The 22390-nt window shown below is 40.6% G+C and carries 13 protein-coding genes and 3 rRNA genes; 10 read left to right on the forward strand and 6 right to left on the reverse strand.

The window, feature by feature from the left end:
- The first annotated feature begins 593 nt into the window (after positions 1 to 593).
- From F3D3_RS13115 to F3D3_RS24665, 3 genes are all read left to right on the forward strand, one after another.
- Positions 594 to 1277, forward strand: a complete 684-nt coding sequence (locus tag F3D3_RS13115; protein WP_069874597.1) for an MFS transporter — start codon at positions 594 to 596, stop codon at positions 1275 to 1277.
- A gap of 106 nt (positions 1278 to 1383) precedes the next feature.
- Positions 1384 to 2811: an IS110 family transposase gene (locus tag F3D3_RS13120; RefSeq protein WP_084389021.1), complete on the forward strand. Its 1428-nt coding sequence runs from the start codon at positions 1384 to 1386 to the stop codon at positions 2809 to 2811.
- Positions 2812 to 3514: 703 nt separating this feature from the next.
- Entirely contained in the window at positions 3515 to 3901 is a 387-nt protein-coding gene (locus F3D3_RS24665) for an IS3 family transposase (protein WP_374700075.1), read from the forward strand.
- Positions 3902 to 4456: 555 nt separating this feature from the next.
- On the opposite strand, the gene rrf is transcribed toward F3D3_RS24665, so the two are convergent.
- The 3 genes from rrf to F3D3_RS13135 all read right to left on the reverse strand — a co-directional run bounded on the left by rrf (position 4457) and on the right by F3D3_RS13135 (position 9850).
- A 5S ribosomal RNA gene (rrf, locus tag F3D3_RS13125) occupies positions 4457 to 4573 on the reverse strand.
- 247 nt (positions 4574 to 4820) lie between these two features.
- Positions 4821 to 7741: ribosomal RNA gene (locus F3D3_RS13130) — 23S ribosomal RNA — on the reverse strand.
- A gap of 574 nt (positions 7742 to 8315) precedes the next feature.
- Positions 8316 to 9850: ribosomal RNA gene (locus tag F3D3_RS13135) — 16S ribosomal RNA — on the reverse strand.
- Together the 16S, 23S and 5S rRNA genes form the textbook arrangement of a ribosomal RNA operon.
- Before the next feature lie 745 nt (positions 9851 to 10595).
- Between F3D3_RS13135 and F3D3_RS25190 the strand changes: the two genes are divergently transcribed.
- The 4 genes from F3D3_RS25190 to F3D3_RS13150 all read left to right on the forward strand — a co-directional run bounded on the left by F3D3_RS25190 (position 10596) and on the right by F3D3_RS13150 (position 15551).
- Positions 10596 to 10790: a transposase gene (locus tag F3D3_RS25190; RefSeq protein ID WP_084389022.1), complete on the forward strand. Its 195-nt coding sequence runs from the start codon at positions 10596 to 10598 to the stop codon at positions 10788 to 10790.
- 101 nt (positions 10791 to 10891) lie between these two features.
- Positions 10892 to 12319, forward strand: coding sequence for an IS110 family transposase (locus F3D3_RS13140; protein ID WP_084388820.1), 1428 nt, complete (start codon positions 10892 to 10894; stop codon positions 12317 to 12319).
- Between the two features lie 543 nt (positions 12320 to 12862).
- Entirely contained in the window at positions 12863 to 14443 is a 1581-nt protein-coding gene (gene serA / locus F3D3_RS13145) for a phosphoglycerate dehydrogenase (RefSeq protein ID WP_069874598.1), read from the forward strand.
- Positions 14444 to 14465: 22 nt separating this feature from the next.
- On the forward strand, positions 14466 to 15551 hold the full coding sequence (locus F3D3_RS13150; RefSeq protein WP_139132097.1) for a tartrate dehydrogenase: 1086 nt from the start codon (positions 14466 to 14468) through the stop codon (positions 15549 to 15551).
- Positions 15552 to 15618: 67 nt separating this feature from the next.
- Here the strand turns inward: F3D3_RS13150 and F3D3_RS13155 are convergent, their stop codons facing one another.
- From F3D3_RS13155 to F3D3_RS13165, 3 genes are all read right to left on the reverse strand, one after another.
- A complete protein-coding gene (locus F3D3_RS13155) occupies positions 15619 to 16983 on the reverse strand; it encodes a permease prefix domain 1-containing protein (RefSeq protein WP_069874602.1) in 1365 nt (454 codons plus the stop codon).
- Positions 16970 to 17317: a PadR family transcriptional regulator gene (locus F3D3_RS13160; protein ID WP_069874603.1), complete on the reverse strand. Its 348-nt coding sequence runs from the start codon at positions 17315 to 17317 to the stop codon at positions 16970 to 16972. Before F3D3_RS13160 ends, F3D3_RS13155 begins: the two co-directional genes overlap by 14 nt.
- Positions 17318 to 17631: 314 nt before the next feature.
- Entirely contained in the window at positions 17632 to 19056 is a 1425-nt protein-coding gene (locus tag F3D3_RS13165) for a transposase (RefSeq protein WP_069871022.1), read from the reverse strand.
- Positions 19057 to 19217: 161 nt separating this feature from the next.
- Between F3D3_RS13165 and F3D3_RS13170 the strand changes: the two genes are divergently transcribed.
- The 3 genes from F3D3_RS13170 (at position 19218) to F3D3_RS13180 (ending at position 22384) form a co-directional block, all read left to right on the forward strand.
- Positions 19218 to 20195 carry an FAD-dependent oxidoreductase gene (locus F3D3_RS13170; RefSeq protein WP_242877135.1) on the forward strand — a complete coding sequence of 326 codons (978 nt, stop codon included), beginning with the start codon at positions 19218 to 19220 and terminating at the stop codon, positions 20193 to 20195.
- A 26-nt stretch (positions 20196 to 20221) separates the two neighbouring features.
- Positions 20222 to 20869 carry a thioredoxin family protein gene (locus tag F3D3_RS13175; protein ID WP_069874605.1) on the forward strand — a complete coding sequence of 216 codons (648 nt, stop codon included), beginning with the start codon at positions 20222 to 20224 and terminating at the stop codon, positions 20867 to 20869.
- A 171-nt stretch (positions 20870 to 21040) separates the two neighbouring features.
- Positions 21041 to 22384: an MATE family efflux transporter gene (locus F3D3_RS13180; protein ID WP_069874607.1), complete on the forward strand. Its 1344-nt coding sequence runs from the start codon at positions 21041 to 21043 to the stop codon at positions 22382 to 22384.
- Positions 22385 to 22390: the final 6 nt, after the last annotated feature.

Here is a 22390-nt window from a genome sequence, read left to right on the forward strand (position 1 = left end):
AGCGTAATCTAGGCATCCGAGGACCAATCCGCAGGCATAGCCGAGGACTCTTGGTCTAAGGTTGCCTAGATGGAGCGAAACGTTGCTGGTTACAAAGAGATCTGATTATCTAATAATCAGGTCTCTTTGCTTTTTTGCAGATAGTATGAGAGTAGAAGAAACATGAAAATGTAAGCYTTCTGTTAAACACAGCCTTCAAAATCWTTTCTCACCACCCCATATAGCGTAATCTAGGCATCCGAGGACCAATCCGCAGGCATAGCCGAGGACTCTTGGTCTAAGGTTGCCTAGATGGAGCGAAACGTTGCTGGTTACAAAGAGATCTGATTATCTAATAATCAGGTCTTTTTGCTTTTTTGCAGATAGTATGAGAGTAGAAGAAACATGAAAATGTAAGCTTTCTGTTAAACACAGCCTTCAAAATCATTTCTCACCACCCTATATAGCGTAATCTAGGCATCCGAGGACCAATCCGCAGGCATAGCCGAGGACTCTTGGTCTAAGGTTGCCTAGATGGAGCACCACTTTACAACCTGTATAAGTTATGCTAGAATAGTCAAATCACACTCAAATGCTATGACAGGAGAAACCAAATGAAGAGGATACAACTATTTAGGCAAAGTTCAGGTTCGCTAGTAGAAAATAATATACATAAGTATATTTTATATTCAGTATTTAGTGACTTGCTGATTTTGGGCCCCATATTAACCATTTTCTTTTTAGCTAAAGGGCTTAATTTCACACAAATATTTACTATAGGCGCAGTAAACAGTCTTTTTGTTGTACTATTTGAAGTACCAACAGGTGCGGTTGCTGACAAGTACAGCAGAAAGTTATCCATAATAATGGGGTGTATAATGTGGATAATTTCACTTAGCATCTATATTTATGCACAGAATTTTGCAACTTTTGTTATAGCAGAAATTATATTCTCCATAGGAATGACGTTTAAATCAGGAGCCGAAACAGCTATTTTGTTTGATTCGCTGAAGTTGGAAGGCAGAGAGAAAGAATTTCAGACAATTGTAGGGAAAGCAAGATCTTATCTTTTGTATGCATCTGCGGTTGGGTCGTTACTTGCAGGTTTTGTCTATAGCTATAATATTTATCTTCCTTTCATAATTTCAATCGGGTTTATCATTATTTCATTAGGGGTTGCCATTTCATTTAAAGAACCAAAGTTACATGAATTTAAGGCTCATAGCGATATTAAATATGTTCAGATTATTAAAAATAGTGCGGGATTAATTCTTAATAACAGAAAGCTTCCTGTATAATTTAAATAGGTCAAGCGATTGACAAAGAAAAATACCTCAAGTAAATTAAGATTATTACTGACCAGACCGTTAGTAAAAAATCAAAAAAATACGAGAGGTATCTAAGATGAATTTTAAAGGCAAAAAGAAAAAAAATCAAGTTATAGCAGCAAATATTTTTGAACAACAAGAAATTTTAAAAAAAATGGAAGCCATAAAAAATAATCTTAAAGCATCTACATGGCATGAATTGGAAACAAAAGGCAAGTTTGATAAAAACGAAAAATTGACTTTTATCAGTGATGATATGCTTGTTTTAGGATGCGATATCGGCAGCGAAACACACTATATAAGAGCGATTGATACCCGAGGCAGAGAACTCAGTAAATCCGCATTTCCATTTAGCAACACACAAGAGGGTTTTGAAAGTGCTAAAGACTGGGCAGTTGAGATAGCTGCGRCGAATGACAAAAAACAGATTGTATTAGGTCTGGAGCCAACAGGACACTATTGGTTCTGCCTAGCGACATGGATGATATCCAATGGAATCAGCGTTGTTCAGGTTAATCCATATGCGGTGAAGCAAACAAAAGAACTAGAGGATAATAGCCAGCTTAAGGATGACATAAAGGATCCGAAACTTATTGCAAATCTTGTAAAGGATGGCAACTTTGGAATGCCATATCTTCCAGAAAAACTGTATGCGGACCTTCGTCGTCTGTCAATGTTCAGGGAACAGTTGAACGAGGATAGAATCCGATTTCTCAATAGGCTTCATCGCGAAATGAAGATATATTTTCCAGAGTATAAGGACGCACTGGGAAAGTTTGACGGCACATTCAGCCTAGAACTTCTAAAAACAGCACCATTTCCAGAGGACCTTGTTTCACTTGGCACTGATGGCATAAGACAGATTTGGCATGATGCTAAGCTTAGAGGACGCGGCTATAGCAGAGCTGAGGAGATTATGAAATATGCCCTCAAAAGTGTTGGCATGAAGGATGGCACTGATGCCAGTAGAATGGCTGTAAAGTGGTTTGTCGAAAGAATTATAGAACTAGACGAACAACTTTCAGAGGTAGAGGAACAACTGAATCAAAAATGCATGGAAATTCCACACGCTGAGAACATCCTTGAAATATCAGGGATAGGAAGTAATACACTTTCTGGAATATTGGCAGAGATGGGCGATATATCGCGGTTTGATGATGTAAAGGAAATACAAAAGCTGAGTGGCTTAGGACTTGTGGCGTGTAGCTCAGGTAAGCACAAAGGGAGAACCAAGATTAGTCATAGAGGACGCAAACGGCTGAGATATTGGTTATTCCAGGCTGCTAAGTGTGTAGTGGTCCATTCGGATGAGTTCAAAGAACTTCATGCGTACTATACGACGAGGCTTGAGAATCCACTTAAAAAGATGCAGTCGCTGATAGCCATTGCTTGCAAGGTACTTCGTGTGATATACACAATGCTTACAAACGGCACGGTGTATGACCCTAAGAAGTTGAAAGCGGATATAAAGAGACCGACTAAACTGAAAGCAGTTGCTGCATAACAGAAACAAGAAAATAGTATTGTCAATCCAGACCCTTGCTGGGATTCAGAAAATCTGGATTCGAGCAGGGTTCTGGAAAGCAACCCGATTGAGATGAAGTCGCTATAAGTGCTTTATCAGCAATATGACTAACTGAGAGAATCAAGGTATAGCGTCCACTGAATATCAGATCCTTGAAGATCAAATTGGTCAGTAAAATCAAAATCTAAAAAACAAGAGCTGTAGCTGGCAGTAGTTATTTCCTTAGGGCAAGACCCTGTTAGAAAGCTTAGCCGGCACTCAGTGTATGAACAGGTGGGACGAAGGAAGTTGGGACATGATCCCATTAGACACGGAAGGTTCACCATCATAGCTAAACAGAGGAATCACGGCCTTTATAGAGTATTACAAGCGGATGCTTATTAAGCTGTACCCATTTTAGCTATTCAGTACATGATATCATGACTGTTCTACACTTTTAGCTCTGGTTAGCGAGGTAACTATTTAAACCAAAGCCTTAAAAATCAATGATTTTAGGCTTGACAATATAGGAAGGTGAAGATATAGAAAAGTTGAAACAAGAACACGAAGAGGAAAAAAAGCATTAATTGATTTTAAAAATTCTAAGCTAACTGTAAAATATCAGTGTGAACTTATTGATCTACCAAGGTCCACAGCCTATCATACAGTCATTGAGCATAAACCATCACATGATGAGATAGACATCAAAAATGCTATTGACAGAATCTACTATAAAGAATCCTCTTTCGGGGTAACACGTATTCGAAATGAACTGAAAAATCTCGGTTACAATATTGGCAGATGCCTTATTAAACGCTATATGAATGAAATGGATATTGTCGCTTTTTATCCAGGTCCAAATTTAAGTAAACGTACAAAAATGGCTAAGACGTATCCCTATCTTCTTAGAAATATTAAGATTTCAACGCCTAACCAAGTTTGGTCAATAGACATTTCATATGTAGGTACGCCCACTGAATTTGTTTATCTGACCTCAATAATAGATTTGTACCCGCGCTTTATTGTAGGCTATTCTATAAACAATACTTTACAAATATATACTGTCATCAAGTCGTTAAAGACGCTTTAAGAAAGCATGGGATGCCTAAATAATCGACAGTGACCAAGTAAATTGGCTGCCCCTAGCAGAAACTGAAAGTTTCAACCAGGAGCATCCAATTTACATCAAATGCTCATATTGACTTTATAAAGATACGCTCCATCTAGGCAACCTTAGACCAAAAGTCCTCGGCTATGCCTGCGGATTGGTCCTCGGATGCCTAGATTACGCTATATAGGGTGGTGAGAAAAGATTTTGAAGGCTGTGTTTAACAGAAGGCTTACATTTTCATGTTTCTTCTACTCTCATACTATCTGCAAAAAAGCAAARAGACCTGATTATTAGATAATCAGATCTCTTTGTAACCAGCAACGTTTCGCTCCATCTAGGCAACCTTAGACCAAGAGTCCTCGGCTATGCCTGCGGATTGGTCCTCGGATGCCTAGATTACGCTATATGGGGTGGTGAGAAATGATTTTGAAGGCTGTGTTTAACAGAAAGCTTACATTTTCATGTTTCTTCTACTCTCATACTATCTGCAAAAAAGCAAAAAGACCTGATTATTAGATAATCAGATCTCTTTGTAACCAGCAACGTTCTACTCTCCCAGGCAGCTGCCCGCCAAGTACCATCGACGCTGGAGGACTTTACTTCTGTGTTCGGTATGGGAACAGGTGTAGCCCCTCCGCCTTCATCACTGGATTTATGTTTTCATTTACATAAGCAAGAATAATRTTATCACATATCTTTGYTTATGTCAACAGATATTTAATTGAGTTTAAGCACTCCGACATGCCTCCTGCATTTACTGCGTAAAGGCTATGTCGGCTTGAGATTCTTGCAAGCAAGAACTCAATGTTTGCACACTCAAAATTGCATATATCAGATTAACCGATTTGTTCTTTTGTGGTCTTAAACCTTGCTCGTTTTCACAAGTGAAAACTTGTCATTGGTCAAGTCCTCGATCTATTAGTACCTGTCAGCTGAATACATTACTGTACTTACACCTCAGGCCTATTACCATATTATCTACATGGGATCTTACTCCATAAAGGATGGGAAATCTCATCTTGAGGGGGGCTTCGCGCTTAGATGCCTTCAGCGCTTATCCCTTCCAAACTTAGCTACTCAGCAGTGCTCTTGGCAGAACAACTGATACACCAGAGGTTTGTCCATCCCGGTCCTCTCGTACTAAGGACAGCTCCTCTCAAATTTCCTACGCCCACAGCAGATAGGGACCGAACTGTCTCACGACGTTCTGAACCCAGCTCGCGTGCCTCTTTAATGGGCGAACAGCCCAACCCTTGGGACCTACTTCAGCCCCAGGATGAGACGAGCCGACATCGAGGTGCCAAACCTCCCCGTCGATGTGGACTCTTGGGGGAGATAAGCCTGTTATCCCCGGGGTAGCTTTTATCCGTTGAGCGATGGCCCTTCCATGCGGTGCCACCGGATCACTAAGCTCGACTTTCGTCCCTGCTCGAGGTGTCCCTCTCGCAGTCAAGCTCCCTTTTGCCTTTACACTCTTCGCGCGATTTCCAACCGCGCTGAGGGAACCTTTAGGCGCCTCCGTTACTCTTTAGGAGGCGACCGCCCCAGTCAAACTGCCCGCCTGACATTGTCCTAGAACAGGGTTACTGTCCATAGTTAGAATAACGTTATATCAAGAGTGGTATCCCAACAGTGACTCCATGAAGACTGGCGTCCTCACTTCTATGTCTCCCACCTATCCTGTACATGATATACCATTATCCAGTGCCAAGCTGCAGTAAAGCTCCACGGGGTCTTTCCGTCTTGCTGCGGGTAACCGGCATCTTTACCGGTACTACAATTTCACCGAGTCTATTGTTGAGACAGCGTCCAAATCGTTACGCCTTTCGTGCGGGTCGGAACTTACCCGACAAGGAATTTCGCTACCTTAGGACCGTTATAGTTACGGCCGCCGTTTACTGGGGCTTCAGTTCTGTGCTTCACTTACGCTAACACTTCCCCTTAACCTTCCAGCACCGGGCAGGCGTCAGCCCCTATACATCATCTTTCGATTTAGCAGAGACCTGTGTTTTTGGTAAACAGTCGCTTGGACCTATCCTCTGCGGCCTCACTTAGCTCTGAACCTAGTGAGGCACCCCTTCTCCCGAAGTTACGGGGTCATTTTGCCGAGTTCCTTAACAATAGTTTTCTCGCTCGCCTTAGTATTCTCTACTCTCCTACCTGTGTCGGTTTACGGTACAGGCACCTGCTCCCTCGATAGAAACTTTTCTTGACAGTGTGATATCAGCTACTTCGCTACTAAATTTCGCTCCCCATCACAACTCATCCTTTACAAGAAGCGGATTTTCCTACTTCCCAGACTCGTTGCTTAGACGCACTCAACCAACGGTGCGCTTAGCCTAACCTCCTGTGTCATTCCCTCTCTCAAACGGTTCTCGGTGGTACAGGAATCTTTACCTGTTGTCCATCGCCTACGACTTTCGTCCTCGGCTTAGGCCCTGACTTACCCTGAGCGGACGAACCTTCCTCAGGAAACCTTGGGTTTTCGGCGGACGGGATTCTCACCCGTCTCTCGTTACTCATGCCAACATTCTCTCTTGTGTGATGTCCATAGGTCCTTACGATCCTACTTCACCCCTCACACAATGCTCCTCTACCAATTATACWTAGTATAATTCCATAGCTTCGGTAGTAAGTTTTAGCCCCGGTAATTTTCGGCGCAGAATCACTCGACTAGTGAGCTATTACGCACTCTTTAAATGTATGGCTGCTTCTAAGCCAACATCCTAGTTGTCTGTGCAATTCCACATCCTTTTCCACTTAACTTACATTTTGGGACCTTAGCTGATGGTCTGGGCTGTTTCCCTTTTGACTATGAATCTTATCACACACAGTCTGACTCCTGAGCATAAGATATCGGTATTCGGAGTTTGATAGTCTTCGGTAGCCGGTGAAGGCCCCTAGGACAGTCAGTGCTCTACCCCCGTATCTCTCTATCTCAAGGCTAGCCCTAAAGCTATTTCGAGGAGAACCAGCTATCTCCAGGTTCGATTGGAATTTCTCCGCTATCCACATGTCATCCCAACCTTTTTCAACAGATATGGGTTCGGTCCTCCACTGAATTTTACTTCAGCTTCAACCTGCACATGGATAGGTCACCTGGTTTCGGGTCTACGCCACACAACTATTTCGCCCTTTTCAGACTCGCTTTCGCTACGGCTCCGTACCTTAAGCACTTAACCTTGCTGCATAACGTAACTCGTTGGCCCGTTCTACAAAAAGTACATGGTCGTTCTTTAACGAACTTCCATTGCTTGTAAACATAGGGTTTCAGGTTCTTTTTCACTCCCCTTCCGGGGTTCTTTTCACCTTTCCCTCACGGTACTATTCACTATCGGTCACCAGGTAGTATTTAGCCTTGGCAGATGGTCCTGCCTGCTTCCCACAAAGTTTCACGTGCTCCGTGGTACTCCGGATCAGTCTCGACGCCTTCCTCTTTTCGCTTACGTGGCTCTCACACTCTTCGGCTCGTTTTCCCAAACGATTCTGCTAAAATTCAGGCTACCTTTATCGACTGTCCACACCCCCTCGTCCGTAGACTTAGGTTTGGGCTCTTTCCCGTTCGCTCGCCGCTACTTAGGAAATCACTATTGTTTTCTCTTCCTTCGGGTACTTAGATGTTTCAGTTCCCCGAGTTCCCTTCCTATAACCTATTTATTCAGTTATGGATGACTGGACATTACTCCAGCCGGGTTTCCCCATTCGGACATTTACGGATCAATGCTTGCTTGCAGCTTCCCGTAACTTTTCGCAGCTTACCACGTCCTTCTTCGGCTCCTGGTACCAAGGCATTCACCCTATGCTCTTAGTAACTTGACCATTGACTTTTTTACAAGTTTAGTCGCACATTTAATATGTTCGCATAAGCGAGGGCCATACTAAATATGTTTTGTATAAAACGATCTGACACGTTTTATACGTTTTTGAATTCCAACTTTTCTACATCTATAACCCTCCTACGTTTGTAAACAAACGTTATGTCGGGCCGAGATTTCAACAAGTTGAAACTCGGTCGGTTTCTCGTTTATATGCAATTTTCAAAGTGCAAGTTTTGATGAAATCAAAATTTGTGAGGCGTTAGCCTCTTAATGACGAAGTCATCACTTTGTAGTGACGTAGTTTTCGCTAGAAAACGAGGAACTTCATCTCTACGGTTTGTTAATTTCAACGAAATCAAATCTCTAACAGCTTATCCTTTACAAAGTAAAAGTGAGGAAGTATCAACCTTTCTCAACTATTATAAATTTGTTTTCTTTGAGTTACTTACAGAGTTTCATGTTAAACCTTACGGCTTATGCACTTGTTACCAAGTGCCATGTCACCCAATTTTTCGCTAAGCGAAAAATTGCAAGACCCTCAAAATTGAATAGCGCAAACGTCTAATTCTCCTTAGAAAGGAGGTGATCCAGCCGCACCTTCCGATACGGCTACCTTGTTACGACTTCACCCCAGTCATTGATTTCACCTTCGACAGCTTCCTCCCTAWAAGGGTTGGACCACTGGCTTCGGGCGCCCCCAACTTCCATGGTGTGACGGGCGGTGTGTACAAGACCCGGGAACGCATTCACCGCGGCATTCTGATCCGCGATTACTAGCAACTCCAACTTCATGTAGGCGAGTTTCAGCCTGCAATCCGAACTGGGACTGGCTTTTTAGGATTCGCTCCAGATCGCTCTTTCGCTGCCCGTTGTACCAGCCATTGTAGCACGTGTGTAGCCCAGATCATAAGGGGCATGATGATTTGACGTCATCCCCGCCTTCCTCCGAGTTATCCTCGGCAGTCTGTCTAGAGGGTTCAGCTTGACCTGTTAACAACTAAACATAAGGGTTGCGCTCGTTGCGGGACTTAACCCAACATCTCACGACACGAGCTGACGACAACCATGCACCACCTGTCTCTCCTGTCCCGAAGGCCTACACCGGCTARGGTGTATTCAGGAGGATGTCAAGACCTGGTAAGGTTCTTCGCGTTGCTTCGAATTAAACCACATGCTCCGCTGCTTGTGCGGGTCCCCGTCAATTCCTTTGAGTTTCACACTTGCGTGCGTACTCCCCAGGCGGAATACTTATTGCGTTAGCTGCGGCACCGAGGTTTGACCCCCGACACCTAGTATTCATCGTTTACGGCGTGGACTACCAGGGTATCTAATCCTGTTCGCTCCCCACGCTTTCGTGCCTCAGCGTCAGTTACAGTCCAGTAAGTCGCCTTCGCCACTGGTGTTCCTCCTAATATCTACGAATTTCACCTCTACACTAGGAATTCCACTTACCTCTCCTGCACTCAAGCCCAACAGTTTCAAAGGCTTACATTGGTTGAGCCAATGCCTTTCACCTCTGACTTGTTAGGCCGCCTACGCACCCTTTACGCCCAGTGATTCCGGATAACGCTTGCCCCCTACGTATTACCGCGGCTGCTGGCACGTAGTTAGCCGGGGCTTCCTCCTAGGGTACCGTCATTTTTTTCTTCCCCTAGGACAGAGTTTTACAATCCGAAGACCTTCATCACTCACACGGCGTTGCTGCATCAGGCTTGCGCCCATTGTGCAATATTCCCCACTGCTGCCTCCCGTAGGAGTCTGGACCGTGTCTCAGTTCCAGTGTGGCCGATCACCCTCTCAGGTCGGCTACTGATCGTCGCCTTGGTGAGCCATTACCTCACCAACTAGCTAATCAGACGCGGGTCCATCTCATACCGATAAATCTTTGGCTACTAGATCATGCGATCTCGTAGTCTTATAGGGTATTAATCACCGTTTCCAGTGGCTATCCCTTTGTATGAGGCAGGTTACCCACGCGTTACTCACCCGTCCGCCGCTTTCCTTAAGCTTGCTTTGACCGAAGTCTCCACTCCCCTAATTCTCGCTCGACTTGCATGTGTTAGGCACGCCGCCAGCGTTCATCCTGAGCCAGGATCAAACTCTTAATTATAATCCTTAGCGCTCATAAATGAGCTAACTTCCATTTTCGACCCAAAGGTCTATTTGGCTTTTGTTTTTCCGTTTGTCTCCACTTCCACCTAAGCTTCCATTTTGACTTTATCACTTTGTTTCTATTAAGCAACTTCCTCTGCCAAGATTGCTCTCAGTAGTTTCCATAAGCTCAAAGAATTGCGTGTTTTAATTCATTTGCGCTATTCAATTTTCAAGGTCCTGTTTTGCTGTTTACACACTATTTACTTTGTTTTAATTCAGAATTAACAATGTGTGACAGCTATATCAGTATAGCAGTTATGTTTAATCATGTCAATATCTTTTTTACTCTTTTCTTAGAGTATTTTTCAATATTATATTCTAATGATATTATCATTTAGATTTCTACATTCTTTTACAAAACTATATATGATAACTTGCTTTATTATCTCCCAACAAGTTTATTAGGCGACTTGACTATAATACCTCATATTCAAATCGAAGTCAACGGTTTATTTTAAATTATTTTTATTAGAGAACAGTAATTTATCTAAATATCTAATTTTCAACATTTGAAGATATAAAGATGATATATGCAAAGACTAATATACTCTTAATATCAAAAGAAATAAGGAGATTTATGCAGTTAATAAATAATAAATATGTGCCTAGCGATCATCAACTCTACACTGGATAACTATGAGTTAATATAATGTACACATAGGGTTGGACACAAAAAATCAAATTTAAGTTATAATACAGTTATGAGTAGAAAAAGAAGAACATGGACCCCTCAGGAGAAAGTAGAAATAGTGCTAGAAATCCTTCGAGAAGAAAACACATTATCTGAATTATCAAGAAAATATGAAATTGCACAGCCAATCCTCAGTCGCTGGAAAATAGAGTTCTTATCAAATATGTCAGTGGTCTTCGATAAGAAAGCTTCCTGTATAATTTAAATAGGTCAAGCGATTGACAAAGAAAAATACCTCAAGTAAATTAAGATTATTACTGACCAGACCGTTAGTAAAAAATCAAAAAAATACGAGAGGTATCTAAGATGAATTTTAAAGGCAAAAAGAAAAAAAATCAAGTTATAGCAGCAAATATTTTTGAACAACAAGAAATTTTAAAAAAAATGGAAGCCATAAAAAATAATCTTAAAGCATCTACATGGCATGAATTGGAAACAAAAGGCAAGTTTGATAAAAACGAAAAATTGACTTTTATCAGTGATGATATGCTTGTTTTAGGATGCGATATCGGCAGCGAAACACACTATATAAGAGCGATTGATACCCGAGGCAGAGAACTCAGTAAATCCGCATTTCCATTTAGCAACACACAAGAGGGTTTTGAAAGTGCTAAAGACTGGGCAGTTGAGATAGCTGCGGCGAATGACAAAAAACAGATTGTATTAGGTCTGGAGCCAACAGGACACTATTGGTTCTGCCTAGCGACATGGATGATATCCAATGGAATCAGCGTTGTTCAGGTTAATCCATATGCGGTGAAGCAAACAAAAGAACTAGAGGATAATAGCCAGCTTAAGGATGACATAAAGGATCCGAAACTTATTGCAAATCTTGTAAAGGATGGCAACTTTGGAATGCCATATCTTCCAGAAAAACTGTATGCGGACCTTCGTCGTCTGTCAATGTTCAGGGAACAGTTGAACGAGGATAGAATCCGATTTCTCAATAGGCTTCATCGCGAAATGAAGATATATTTTCCAGAGTATAAGGACGCACTGGGAAAGTTTGACGGCACATTCAGCCTAGAACTTCTAAAAACAGCACCATTTCCAGAGGACCTTGTTTCACTTGGCACTGATGGCATAAGACAGATTTGGCATGATGCTAAGCTTAGAGGACGCGGCTATAGCAGAGCTGAGGAGATTATGAAATATGCCCTCAAAAGTGTTGGCATGAAGGATGGCACTGATGCCAGTAGAATGGCTGTAAAGTGGTTTGTCGAAAGAATTATAGAACTAGACGAACAACTTTCAGAGGTAGAGGAACAACTGAATCAAAAATGCATGGAAATTCCACACGCTGAGAACATCCTTGAAATATCAGGGATAGGAAGTAATACACTTTCTGGAATATTGGCAGAGATGGGCGATATATCGCGGTTTGATGATGTAAAGGAAATACAAAAGCTGAGTGGCTTAGGACTTGTGGCGTGTAGCTCAGGTAAGCACAAAGGGAGAACCAAGATTAGTCATAGAGGACGCAAACGGCTGAGATATTGGTTATTCCAGGCTGCTAAGTGTGTAGTGGTCCATTCGGATGAGTTCAAAGAACTTCATGCGTACTATACGACGAGGCTTGAGAATCCACTTAAAAAGATGCAGTCGCTGATAGCCATTGCTTGCAAGGTACTTCGTGTGATATACACAATGCTTACAAACGGCACGGTGTATGACCCTAAGAAGTTGAAAGCGGATATAAAGAGACCGACTAAACTGAAAGCAGTTGCTGCATAACAGAAACAAGAAAATAGTATTGTCAATCCAGACCCTTGCTGGGATTCAGAAAATCTGGATTCGAGCAGGGTTCTGGAAAGCAACCCGATTGAGATGAAGTCGCTATAAGTGCTTTATCAGCAATATGACTAACTGAGAGAATCAAGGTATAGCGTCCACTGAATATCAGATCCTTGAAGATCAAATTGGTCAGTAAAATCAAAATCTAAAAAACAAGAGCTGTAGCTGGCAGTAGTTATTTCCTTAGGGCAAGACCCTGTTAGAAAGCTTAGCCGGCACTCAGTGTATGAACAGGTGGGACGAAGGAAGTTGGGACATGATCCCATTAGACACGGAAGGTTCACCATCATAGCTAAACAGAGGAATCACGGCCTTTATAGAGTATTACAAGCGGATGCTTATTAAGCTGTACCCATTTTAGCTATTCAGTACATGATATCATGACTGTTCTACACTTTTAGCTCTGGTTAGCGAGGTAACTATTTAAACCAAAGCCTTAAAAATCAATGATTTTAGGCTTGACAATATAGGAAGGATGATGTTATGAAGATCTTAGTTACAGAAAACATTGCCGATGAAGGCATCGCGTTTTTAAAAGCACAAAATATGGATGTCACTGTCAATTACACCCTTACCCGAGAAGCCTTATTGTCCTCCATCTCAGAATATGATGCTCTGATCGTCAGAAGCGTCACAAAAGTAAATGAGGAACTCTACGCTCATGCTAAGAATCTCAAAGTTGTTGGTCGTGCAGGTAATGGCGTTGACAATATCGAACTCGCTGGTGCAACCGAACGCGGCATCATCGTGGTAAATACGCCCGATGCCAATACCGTATCTGCCGCTGAACATACGATCGCTTTGATGCTTTCTATGGCGCGGAATATTCCAAGAGCCAATCAGCATATTAAATCAAAGCAATGGGATCGCACACTCTTTAGGGGGGTAGAACTCAAAGGGAAAACACTTGGCATCATAGGCCTTGGCAGAATTGGAACAATGGTTGCCACAAGAATGCAAGCTTTCGGTATGGCTGTGGTTGCTTACGACCCCTATATTCGTTCAGATAAATTTGAAAAATTAGGTGTTGAAAAAATGGAGCAGTTGTCGGACTTGTTGGTTAAATCCGATTTTATTTCTGTTCATACCCCAAAGACAAAGGAGACCATTGGCATCATCAATGCTGAATCCTTTAAACTCGTTAAAAGAGGGGTGCGTGTGGTCAACTGTGCACGTGGTGGCATTATAGATGAAGCGGCTTTATATGATGCGCTCACTCAAGGGATAGTTGCAGGGGCTGCAATAGACGTGCTTAAAGACGAACCCCATCCCATTTCGCCTTTACTCGATCTTGAATCTACTGTGATCACACCTCACCTTGGAGCAGATACTTTTGAAGCTCAAAAAAACGTTGGCGAATCTGTTGCCATTGAAGTCTTTGAGGCATTAAAAGGAAAACTCGTGGCCAATGCTGTGAATTTACCAACACTTTCACAACAAGAATTAGAGCATATGAAACCCTATTTAACCTTGCTCGAAAGAATGGGAAAAATATACCATCAGATTCATCACGATGCTGTTGAACGCATTGTTTTTACCTATAAAGGAGATTTTACACACCGCAATACGGATCCCTTTGTACTGGCATTTATCAAGGGGCTTTACGAAACTGTATTAGATACCCCTGTGACGTATGTCAACGCCAAGTTGATCGCAGAAAATAGGGGCGTCACCGTTTCAGAAAGCAGAGTTAGTACGACAGACGACTTCAATAGTTCTATCAAGATTGAAATTCACTCCAAAAATCAAACCTTTGAAATGGAAGGTGCTCTTTTTGGCAAAAATGACCCGCGAATTGTTTCCATCAACAGTTATCCTATGGATATCACGCCTAAAGGCAACATGCTTATGATCGAAAACAATGATAGTCCTGGCATGATCGGTACAATCGGTTTGCTTTTAGGTCAAAATAATATCAACATCTCAACGATGAATGTCAGCCTTTCCAAAACACATAAGCCTGCGCTTATGCTACTGACAATAGATCTCCCCGTGCAAGACGATGTTCTGCGCCAGATACAAAATCAAAAGGGCATTTTAAAGGCTTGGGCACTTAAAATATAAAAATGTGGAGGCGTATTTGGATATGAAAAGAATTGCTGTAATCCCTGGAGACGGTATTGGAAAAGAAGTCACTGCAGAGGGGATAAAAGTTTTACAACATTATTTGGCACTACGCAATCTTAAGGAAGCCGATCTCACACATTATCCTTGGGGATGTGAATACTATCATGAAAAAGGCGAAATGATGCCTGTGGATGCACTTGATACGCTTCAATCATATGACGCTATATTGCTTGGGGCTGTGGGATACCCCGGTGTTCCAGACCATGTTTCATTAAGGGATTTACTGCTCAAAATTCGTCAAGGCTTTGATCAATCGGTAAACCTTAGACCGATTAAATTACTCAAAGGGGCACCATGTCCTTTAAAAAACAAAAAACCTGAAGACATTGATTTCGTCGTCATTAGAGAAAATGTCGAAGGCGAGTATTCAGGTGATGGTCACTTTGAAAACATGGATACTGAAGAAGCCACAGCTTATCAAACGGGTGTCTTCACTAAAAAGAATACCGATCGCATTATGAAATATGCGTTTGACTTAGCTCAAAAAAGAAATAAATTCAATAAAGTAACCAGCACTACAAAATCAAACGCACTCAATTACAGCATGGTCTTCTGGGATGAACGTTTCAAATCCATTGCAGCACAATACCCAGATATTAAAACTGAAGTCAATCATGTGGATGCGATTAGTATGTACTTTATTCAACGCCCTGAAACATTTGATGTCGTTGTAGCTTCTAATTTATTCGGTGATATTATTACAGACCTAGGTGCAGCCCTTCAAGGGGGGCTTGGATTCGCAGCTAGTGCCAATCTCAACATAGAGGGTACCTATCCTTCGATGTTCGAACCAGTACATGGCTCTGCACCTCAAATCGCAGGACAGCAGATCGCCAATCCCATGGCGATGATTTGGACCGTAAAAATGATGCTGGATCATCTCTATCCTGAATTGTCTCATGAGGTCATCGTTGAAGCACTTGAAGAAATTCTTGTAGAAGAAAAACATCTTACAAAAGATTTAGGTGGCCATGCCACGACATCGGAAGTTGGAACTGCGATTTGCAATAGGCTTTCTACACTGGTCACACTTCATCTAGGTTAATCAAAAAGAGATGCATCTAGGGTTAATCCAACATAGATGCATCTCTTTATTATAGCGTGAAAGTTTTTTATTTTTTCCCAAAGTCAATGATTAATTTGCCCTCCTGTAAAGTGATAAAGCGTTCTCTTTTAGCTAAGCTAGAGTTTTTATCTTTCACAACATCACCTGTTCTGAACACCGAAAGCATAATGCCCACAAGTGTTAAATTGATAACCATTGCTATATTGCCATAGGCTATAAAGGGGAAGGTCATCGGTGAAATCAACTGAAATCCAAAACTCCACAACACAGAACCGAGCACCTGAATGGTGTAAGTTGTCATAATCGACAGGGATACCATTAACCCCAAAATACTCTTTTGCCTAATAGACTTTTTAAAACCCTTAAAGATAAAGAACGCCAAGATACTCATAATGCCTATAAAAGTGATCCATCCATAATTATAGATGAGATACGTAAGCAAAAATGCTCCACTTACATCTGGAATTTGAAAATCAGAAGTCCCTAAACCAGTGGCGATATGACCATGACCAATAAATTTGGCATTTGAGAGCATACGTTTCACCCCATCAGAGATATAACTGCCTCCTAGAGTGCTCCTTGAAGGCATAAACACGCTTTCAAATCTTGTCCAAAAAACGATAGAGCGACTTGAAATCCAAACGATTAGGGGCAATGCCATCATAGAAAAAACGAGTACATAACCTCTCTTATTTTCCAGTCCAAACCAGTTTTTATAGACTGCAATTCCTAAAAGAATCCCTGCAACCACACCTAAATTAAAGAATCCAGACGCTGATGGTATGAGCATCGTTATAAAACTTAAAATCATAAAGGATAGGCCCGTTAAAACGATACCCAAATAGCCTTTACTTCTTGTGGCATATAAGATTGCTACAAATCCAATCGGAAAAAGTAACGGCATAAAAGTGGCGTAGTAAGCTCTACCGTTAAGAACTGGTGAGATGTTAATAATCACGATCGATAAACCCACTATGCCTCCAAATATAAACTTTGGATACTTTCCAATCAAAGTAAAATCCGAAAAATAGGCAACACCCATAAAGGCTAATCCCATGATCATACTGATTATTTCAAAAATCATTCTGGAGCGACTTAATGTAATTGGAAGCCAAAAGTGTCTGACTAGGACGCCCATTAGCACAATCGCCATGGTTAACAAGAGCAGCCCCCACTGTGGTCTAGGTCTATGTGTTCTATCCAGTTGAGTGCCTATTATCATCGGATCCCCCATCTGAAGAATTGCATTTTCTGTCGCCTCCATTTCTGCCATGCCTTCCGCCATATAAGCATCTCTTTGATCTTTGATGTGATTTTCAATTTCGCTTATGATGTTGCCATGCGCGCTTTGCCATCTTATTTGCTCACAAACAAATTTCGAATATTCTTGAATTTTATCAAATGGTTGCATAACTCAATCCTCCATTTAAAACCTGATTCACGGCACCTACATATTTCTTCCATTCTTCATTTTTAGCCACAAGAAGCTTCTTGCCTTTACTCGTAATGTGGTAATACTTCCTTATCCTCTCGCCTTCTGCCCGTTCTTCATAGGCCTCTACCATACCTTCATTTTCGAGCCCATGCAAAATAGGATACAGTGTCCCTGCCTTTAAATTGAACATCTCATTGGATCGTTTCGAAAGTGTTTCAATCATCTGATAGCCATACAGGTCTTGCTCTTCAAGTAATTTTAAAATGAGTAGAGTTGTATTGCCCGTAAGTACACTTTTTTCTGTTGCCATCTTGACCTCCCTATATATAGATTATCTATATATATGATATATCGATAATCTATATATGTCAATAAAATTAATTTAAAGTATAAAAAAAGTACCCATTACAAACGGATTTAGGGTTAAAAAGTTTGTATAATATTTCGCTTATATATTGTAATTCTTGTTTTTTTTGTTTACTATTGTAATACACACACCAATAATTTTTAGATCGTTGCGAAATAAAAACCAAAGTTATCCACAAGCAAAATTGAAATATCTAAAAAAGTTCAAAAAAAAAGCGCAACAGAATAAAGACTTACTCAATTTCGCAGTAAGTTATTCTATGCAACCATAGTTTTTATAGACAAATGACCAATGTTTAATTTACTTTTATGAATGATAATGAAAGCAATCAATTGTGTGATGCCAGCTAAAAAGATGTTTGATTTCAGGGTTAAGGTTTTATTGACTTTGGAAATATTGATTTGCATAAAGGATTTAAGTTGTGCGATGGTTCTTTCACAAACCGTTCTTATTTTGTAAAGATTGATCCATTCATTACTATTTCGAGGCATAGCAGCATTGAATCTGAAATTATGGTGAACAGTGATGTTTTTAATTCTTCCATATGGTGAATTGGTACAAGGATTATCACAATCAAGAATAACGGATTTTACTGAATCAGACATTGTAAGAGATCTTTTAGGGCAAATAAACTGAATACGATCTGCTCTATTGGCTCCTTTAATCACCCCAGCATAGGTCATTGGTAACTCAGGATCGTTGGGACAAGTAGGGATACCGTCTTCATTAAACAGGGGTTGAGGCAGCGTAGAATTATTTCGAGGATTAAGGTTGATGATAGGTATGATGCCTTTTTTGTAAAGATACGCATAATTATCAACTGCATCAAAGCCTGAATCCCCAAGAAAGTAGTTGAATTTAGAATCTGGGTGTAAATCGAAAAACGTTTCAAGTGAAGGGATAAGAGATTTAGCATCATATTCATCTTTGATTTCTTGAGGCGTAAGGTTAAGCTGTAGCGTATTGTCGGCATTATAAAAATTAATATCTCGAATTAATCCAAACCCGTTGGTAGCGAGGATGACCTTTTGATAGTATCCGAAATGCCCATTAAGATAAGTCAGTTTAGCTTCAGGGTTAGAAGAACTTTGTTTTGGCATCTTTGATTGGGCATATTTTTCTACATCAAAGGTCTTGTCGTACTTATGAGATTTAGCGTAAGTTTTAACGGTTTTAAGAATAGATTGATAGAATTTAGGGTTATTTTCCTTAACGTATAACTCGAAACCAGTTGTATCGGTAATGAGTATTTTGGCGAGGCGATCATCTGCATCTATTGCAAAATCAGAGGTAAAATCAACAAGATGATGAAACATTTCGAGGATTTGGTCATAAAAGAGAGTCTTGAACCTAGAAAACTGAGAGGGATGAGGTGCTCTGGAAAAGCCTAGAAATTTTCTAAAATCACTTGAAATGTTGATGATAAAAATGAGAGTGGAAATGGTAGGTAGACCGAGCAAGTTGTAAAAGATAAATGCTTTGAGCATACCTTCAAGTGGAAAATCTCTGTTTTTTCCAACATTAGAGTAGTAAACACTGTAGAAAGATTTTGGAATAACATCATCTGTGTCAATAAACTGGTTAAAAAGAGAAAAAAGTTGATCTGATTTGTATGAAGTGAGTTCATCAAACTCAGCATCAAGATCAAACAGGGAAACCTGATTAGAAGCAGAAATTAGCATTATTACCTTCCTTTCTTTTGAGTATGAGTTATCAACAGGAACACACCTTATTTATACCCAAAATGGAGGGTAATATGCTATTTCTATAAATAAAAGCAAGTATTTTCAATGCTTACAGAGTTTCGCAAGAAACTAATAAATGGATACAAAGGAGAAAAACGATGATGGATTTTAATTTAAATTTGGATTTTAGCAGTCAGAAAAAGAGCGAATCGGTCCGAGAGAATAGCCTTTATGATTTGTTGATTATTGGATCAGGGCCTGCAGGCTTGAATGCAGCACTCTATGCAAAGCGAAAAGGGCTTGAGGTCGCTATTCTATCCGTGAAAATGGGAGGACAGGTGCTCGATACGTCTTCTGTTGAAAACTATTTGGGCATTCAAGGTGCCACAGGAGAGAGCTTGGTGCATGATTTTATAAGTCATGTCAACACATTGGCTGTACCGATCATCAAAGATGAAAGTGTAAAATCAATCGAAAAGATTGAGGATCAATTCCAACTCACATTGGGGAACGGCGCTGTATACAAGTCAAAAGCACTCATAGTTGCCACAGGCAGTAAACCGAGACAGCTCGGCGTTAAAGGTGAAGCTGAATACAGCGGAAGAGGCGTTGCCTACTGCGCAATCTGTGATGGCCCTTTGTTCGAAGGCAGAGATGTCATCATAGCTGGAGGTGGAAACTCTGCGGTTGAAGCTGCAATCGATCTCTCTAAAATCGCTAAAACGGTTACGTTGGTACATCGGAGTCAGCTTAGAGCGGATCAAATCGTTATTGATAAGCTCAATTCAGCAGAAAATGTGAAGATTCATCTTGAAACTCAAATTACAGAAGTCGTAGGTGAAAATTTAGTGACGGGTGTGAATGCAGTGGATAAAAAAACGAATGAAACATTGTTCATTCCAGCAGAAGGGGTATTTGTTGAAATTGGATACCTTCCCAACAATGAACTTGTAAAGGACCTCGTCTCTTTAAATGAAAGCGGTGAAATTATCGTCAATGCGCAGAATGAAACCAGCTTAAAAGGTCTTTATGCAGCTGGGGATGTGACGGATACACCTTATAAACAGATCGTTATAGCAGCAAGTGAAGGTGCAAAAGCAGCACTGTCGGCGAATGATTATATAAACCATTTATAAGCACAAGGCGTGCAAAGGAGGATAACATGGCAATATTAAACGCACAATTAAGGGCACAATTAGGTGAAGTTTTTTCTGAAATGAAAAAAGAGGTAACATTAGCGGTATTTACTAAAGAGGGTGAATGCAACACTTGTACTGAAACGGTAGCATTTATGGAAGAAATTGAGTCGTTAAATGATAAAATTCATTTGAAAAAATTCGATTTAAACGCAGATGCTGAAAAAGCTAAAGCTTTTGAAGTTTCTATGGTGCCAAGCATCGTCCTTTTAAATGATCAAGAAGATTATCTAGGCATCAAATTTAATGGTATTCCAGCAGGACATGAAATCAACTCATTTATTCCTGGTATTTTAGAAGTTGCTGGCGTTGGAGAGGCGTTGCCAGAATCATTATCATCAGAGCTTGCAACACTTACAAAGCCAGTTAACATTAAAGTATTTGTCACTTTAAGCTGTCCTCACTGTGCAGGAGCAGTTCAAAAAGCACATAAATTAGCGCTTGAAAGTCCATTTATTAATGCTGAAATGGTGGAAGCACAAACTTTCGGTGAACTATCGAATAAATTCAATGTTTCTAGTGTCCCTAAAATTGTCATTAATGATCAATATGAGTTTGTAGGCAATCAGCCACTGGATGTATTTTTAGAAGAAATTAGAAAAACACAATCCTGAGAAATTTGAAACGACTACTCTCGGGTTATTTAAGATTAAAGGCGCTATTAGGGAAATATCAGTTGAGGTATTTCCTTTTTTTATGCTATGATAAATGAAAGGTCATTAGAGGGTTTGTGCAAAACTGGCTTTTGACACTCTAACCTGAGAAGTTATTAACGGAGGACTTGAATGGAAAAGAATAAAATGGGCTATATGCCCATACCAAAGTTGATATTAACGATGTCCTTACCTGCAATCTTTTCCATGATGACGCAAGCACTTTATAATATTGTGGACAGTATTTTTGTAGCACAGATTGGTGAGGCGGCCATTACAGCGTTGTCTTTGGCGTTTCCAGTTCAGCTCGTTATTGTGGCTTGTTTTGTGGGGATGGGTGTTGGCATCAATTCATTGATTTCAAGAAGTCTTGGTGCCAAAAATTATGAGCAAGCGGCTTTGGCGGCAGAACACGGTTTCTTTATTGCGATTATATTATACGGATGGATTGCGGTAATCGGTATTTTTGTGATGCCTTCGTTTGTGAGGCTGTTCACGGATGATCCAATGATTATACAGTATACGATTCAGTACCTTGAAATCATCATGATCTTTGCCTTTGGCCGCATTTTAGCACAAGCTGGCATCAGTATCCTGCAGGGTTCTGGAGAAATGGTTATTCCGATGTTTTCGCAGCTCATCGGCGCTGTAGGCAATATCATTTTAGATCCTATTATGATTTTTGGTCTTTTTGGATTTCCGGCGCTAGGTGTAAGAGGCGCTGCAATTGCAACTGTTACGGCACAAATAATGTCAATGATCTTCGTATTCTTGATGGTTTTTAAATTTAAGAAGGTGGTAAAGTTTAACCCCTTATCTTTTAGAGTGAACCAAGAAATTCTTAAGAAAATCTTAGTGGTAGGGTTACCTGCTGCGATTATGCAAGCGGTGGCTTCGGTGATGCTAACGGGTTTAAATCTAATCCTAGCTGGATTTACGACAACTGCTGTGGCTGTTTTGGGCATTTACTATAAGCTTCAGTCCTTTATATTTATGCCGATTTTCGGTCTTTCTCAAGGAATGATGCCAATTATAGGGTTTAATTATGGTGCGAAGTCAAAGGAACGCTTGTTAAAAGCGCTTAAGATGGGCCTTGTTATGGCAGTTATCTATATGACACTTGGATTAGTTGTTTTTCAGATTTTTCCCAAACAACTTATTTTGTGGTTTAATGGCACAGATGAGATGCTTGAAATTGGCATTAAAGCGTTTAAGATCATCAGTTTGGGTTATCCTCTTGCTGCAATCTCCATCGTTTTAAGTACTGGATTTCAAGGGATGGGTGAAGCACATTTAAGCATGATGGTCTCCATTTTTAGACAGATTATATTACTGTTACCGATTGCATGGCTTTTAGGGACATTTGGATCGCTAGACGTCATTTGGTTTGCGTTTATTGTCTCTGAAATAGGTGGCATTATAATGGTTTTATTCTTCTTTAAGCGCTTGTATCAGAGAAAAATAGAAAAGTTATAGCAAAAG

Origin of the sequence: Fusibacter sp. 3D3 (genome assembly GCF_001748365.1) — a bacterium.
Taxonomy (GTDB): Bacteria; Bacillota; Clostridia; order Peptostreptococcales; family Acidaminobacteraceae; genus Fusibacter_A.

Coding starts and splice junctions, on each gene's coding strand:
- F3D3_RS13115 (WP_069874597.1), top strand. CDS start 594: ATGAAGAGGATACAACTATTTAGGCAAAGTTCAGGTTCGCTAGTAGAA.
- F3D3_RS25190 (WP_084389022.1), top strand. CDS start 10,596: ATGAGTAGAAAAAGAAGAACATGGACCCCTCAGGAGAAAGTAGAAATA.
- F3D3_RS13140 (WP_084388820.1), top strand. CDS start 10,892: ATGAATTTTAAAGGCAAAAAGAAAAAAAATCAAGTTATAGCAGCAAAT.
- serA (WP_069874598.1), top strand. CDS start 12,863: ATGAAGATCTTAGTTACAGAAAACATTGCCGATGAAGGCATCGCGTTT.
- F3D3_RS13150 (WP_139132097.1), top strand. CDS start 14,466: ATGAAAAGAATTGCTGTAATCCCTGGAGACGGTATTGGAAAAGAAGTC.
- F3D3_RS13155 (WP_069874602.1), bottom strand. CDS start 16,983: ATGCAACCATTTGATAAAATTCAAGAATATTCGAAATTTGTTTGTGAG.
- F3D3_RS13160 (WP_069874603.1), bottom strand. CDS start 17,317: ATGGCAACAGAAAAAAGTGTACTTACGGGCAATACAACTCTACTCATT.
- F3D3_RS13165 (WP_069871022.1), bottom strand. CDS start 19,056: ATGCTAATTTCTGCTTCTAATCAGGTTTCCCTGTTTGATCTTGATGCT.
- F3D3_RS13170 (WP_242877135.1), top strand. CDS start 19,218: ATGATGGATTTTAATTTAAATTTGGATTTTAGCAGTCAGAAAAAGAGC.
- F3D3_RS13175 (WP_069874605.1), top strand. CDS start 20,222: ATGGCAATATTAAACGCACAATTAAGGGCACAATTAGGTGAAGTTTTT.
- F3D3_RS13180 (WP_069874607.1), top strand. CDS start 21,041: ATGGAAAAGAATAAAATGGGCTATATGCCCATACCAAAGTTGATATTA.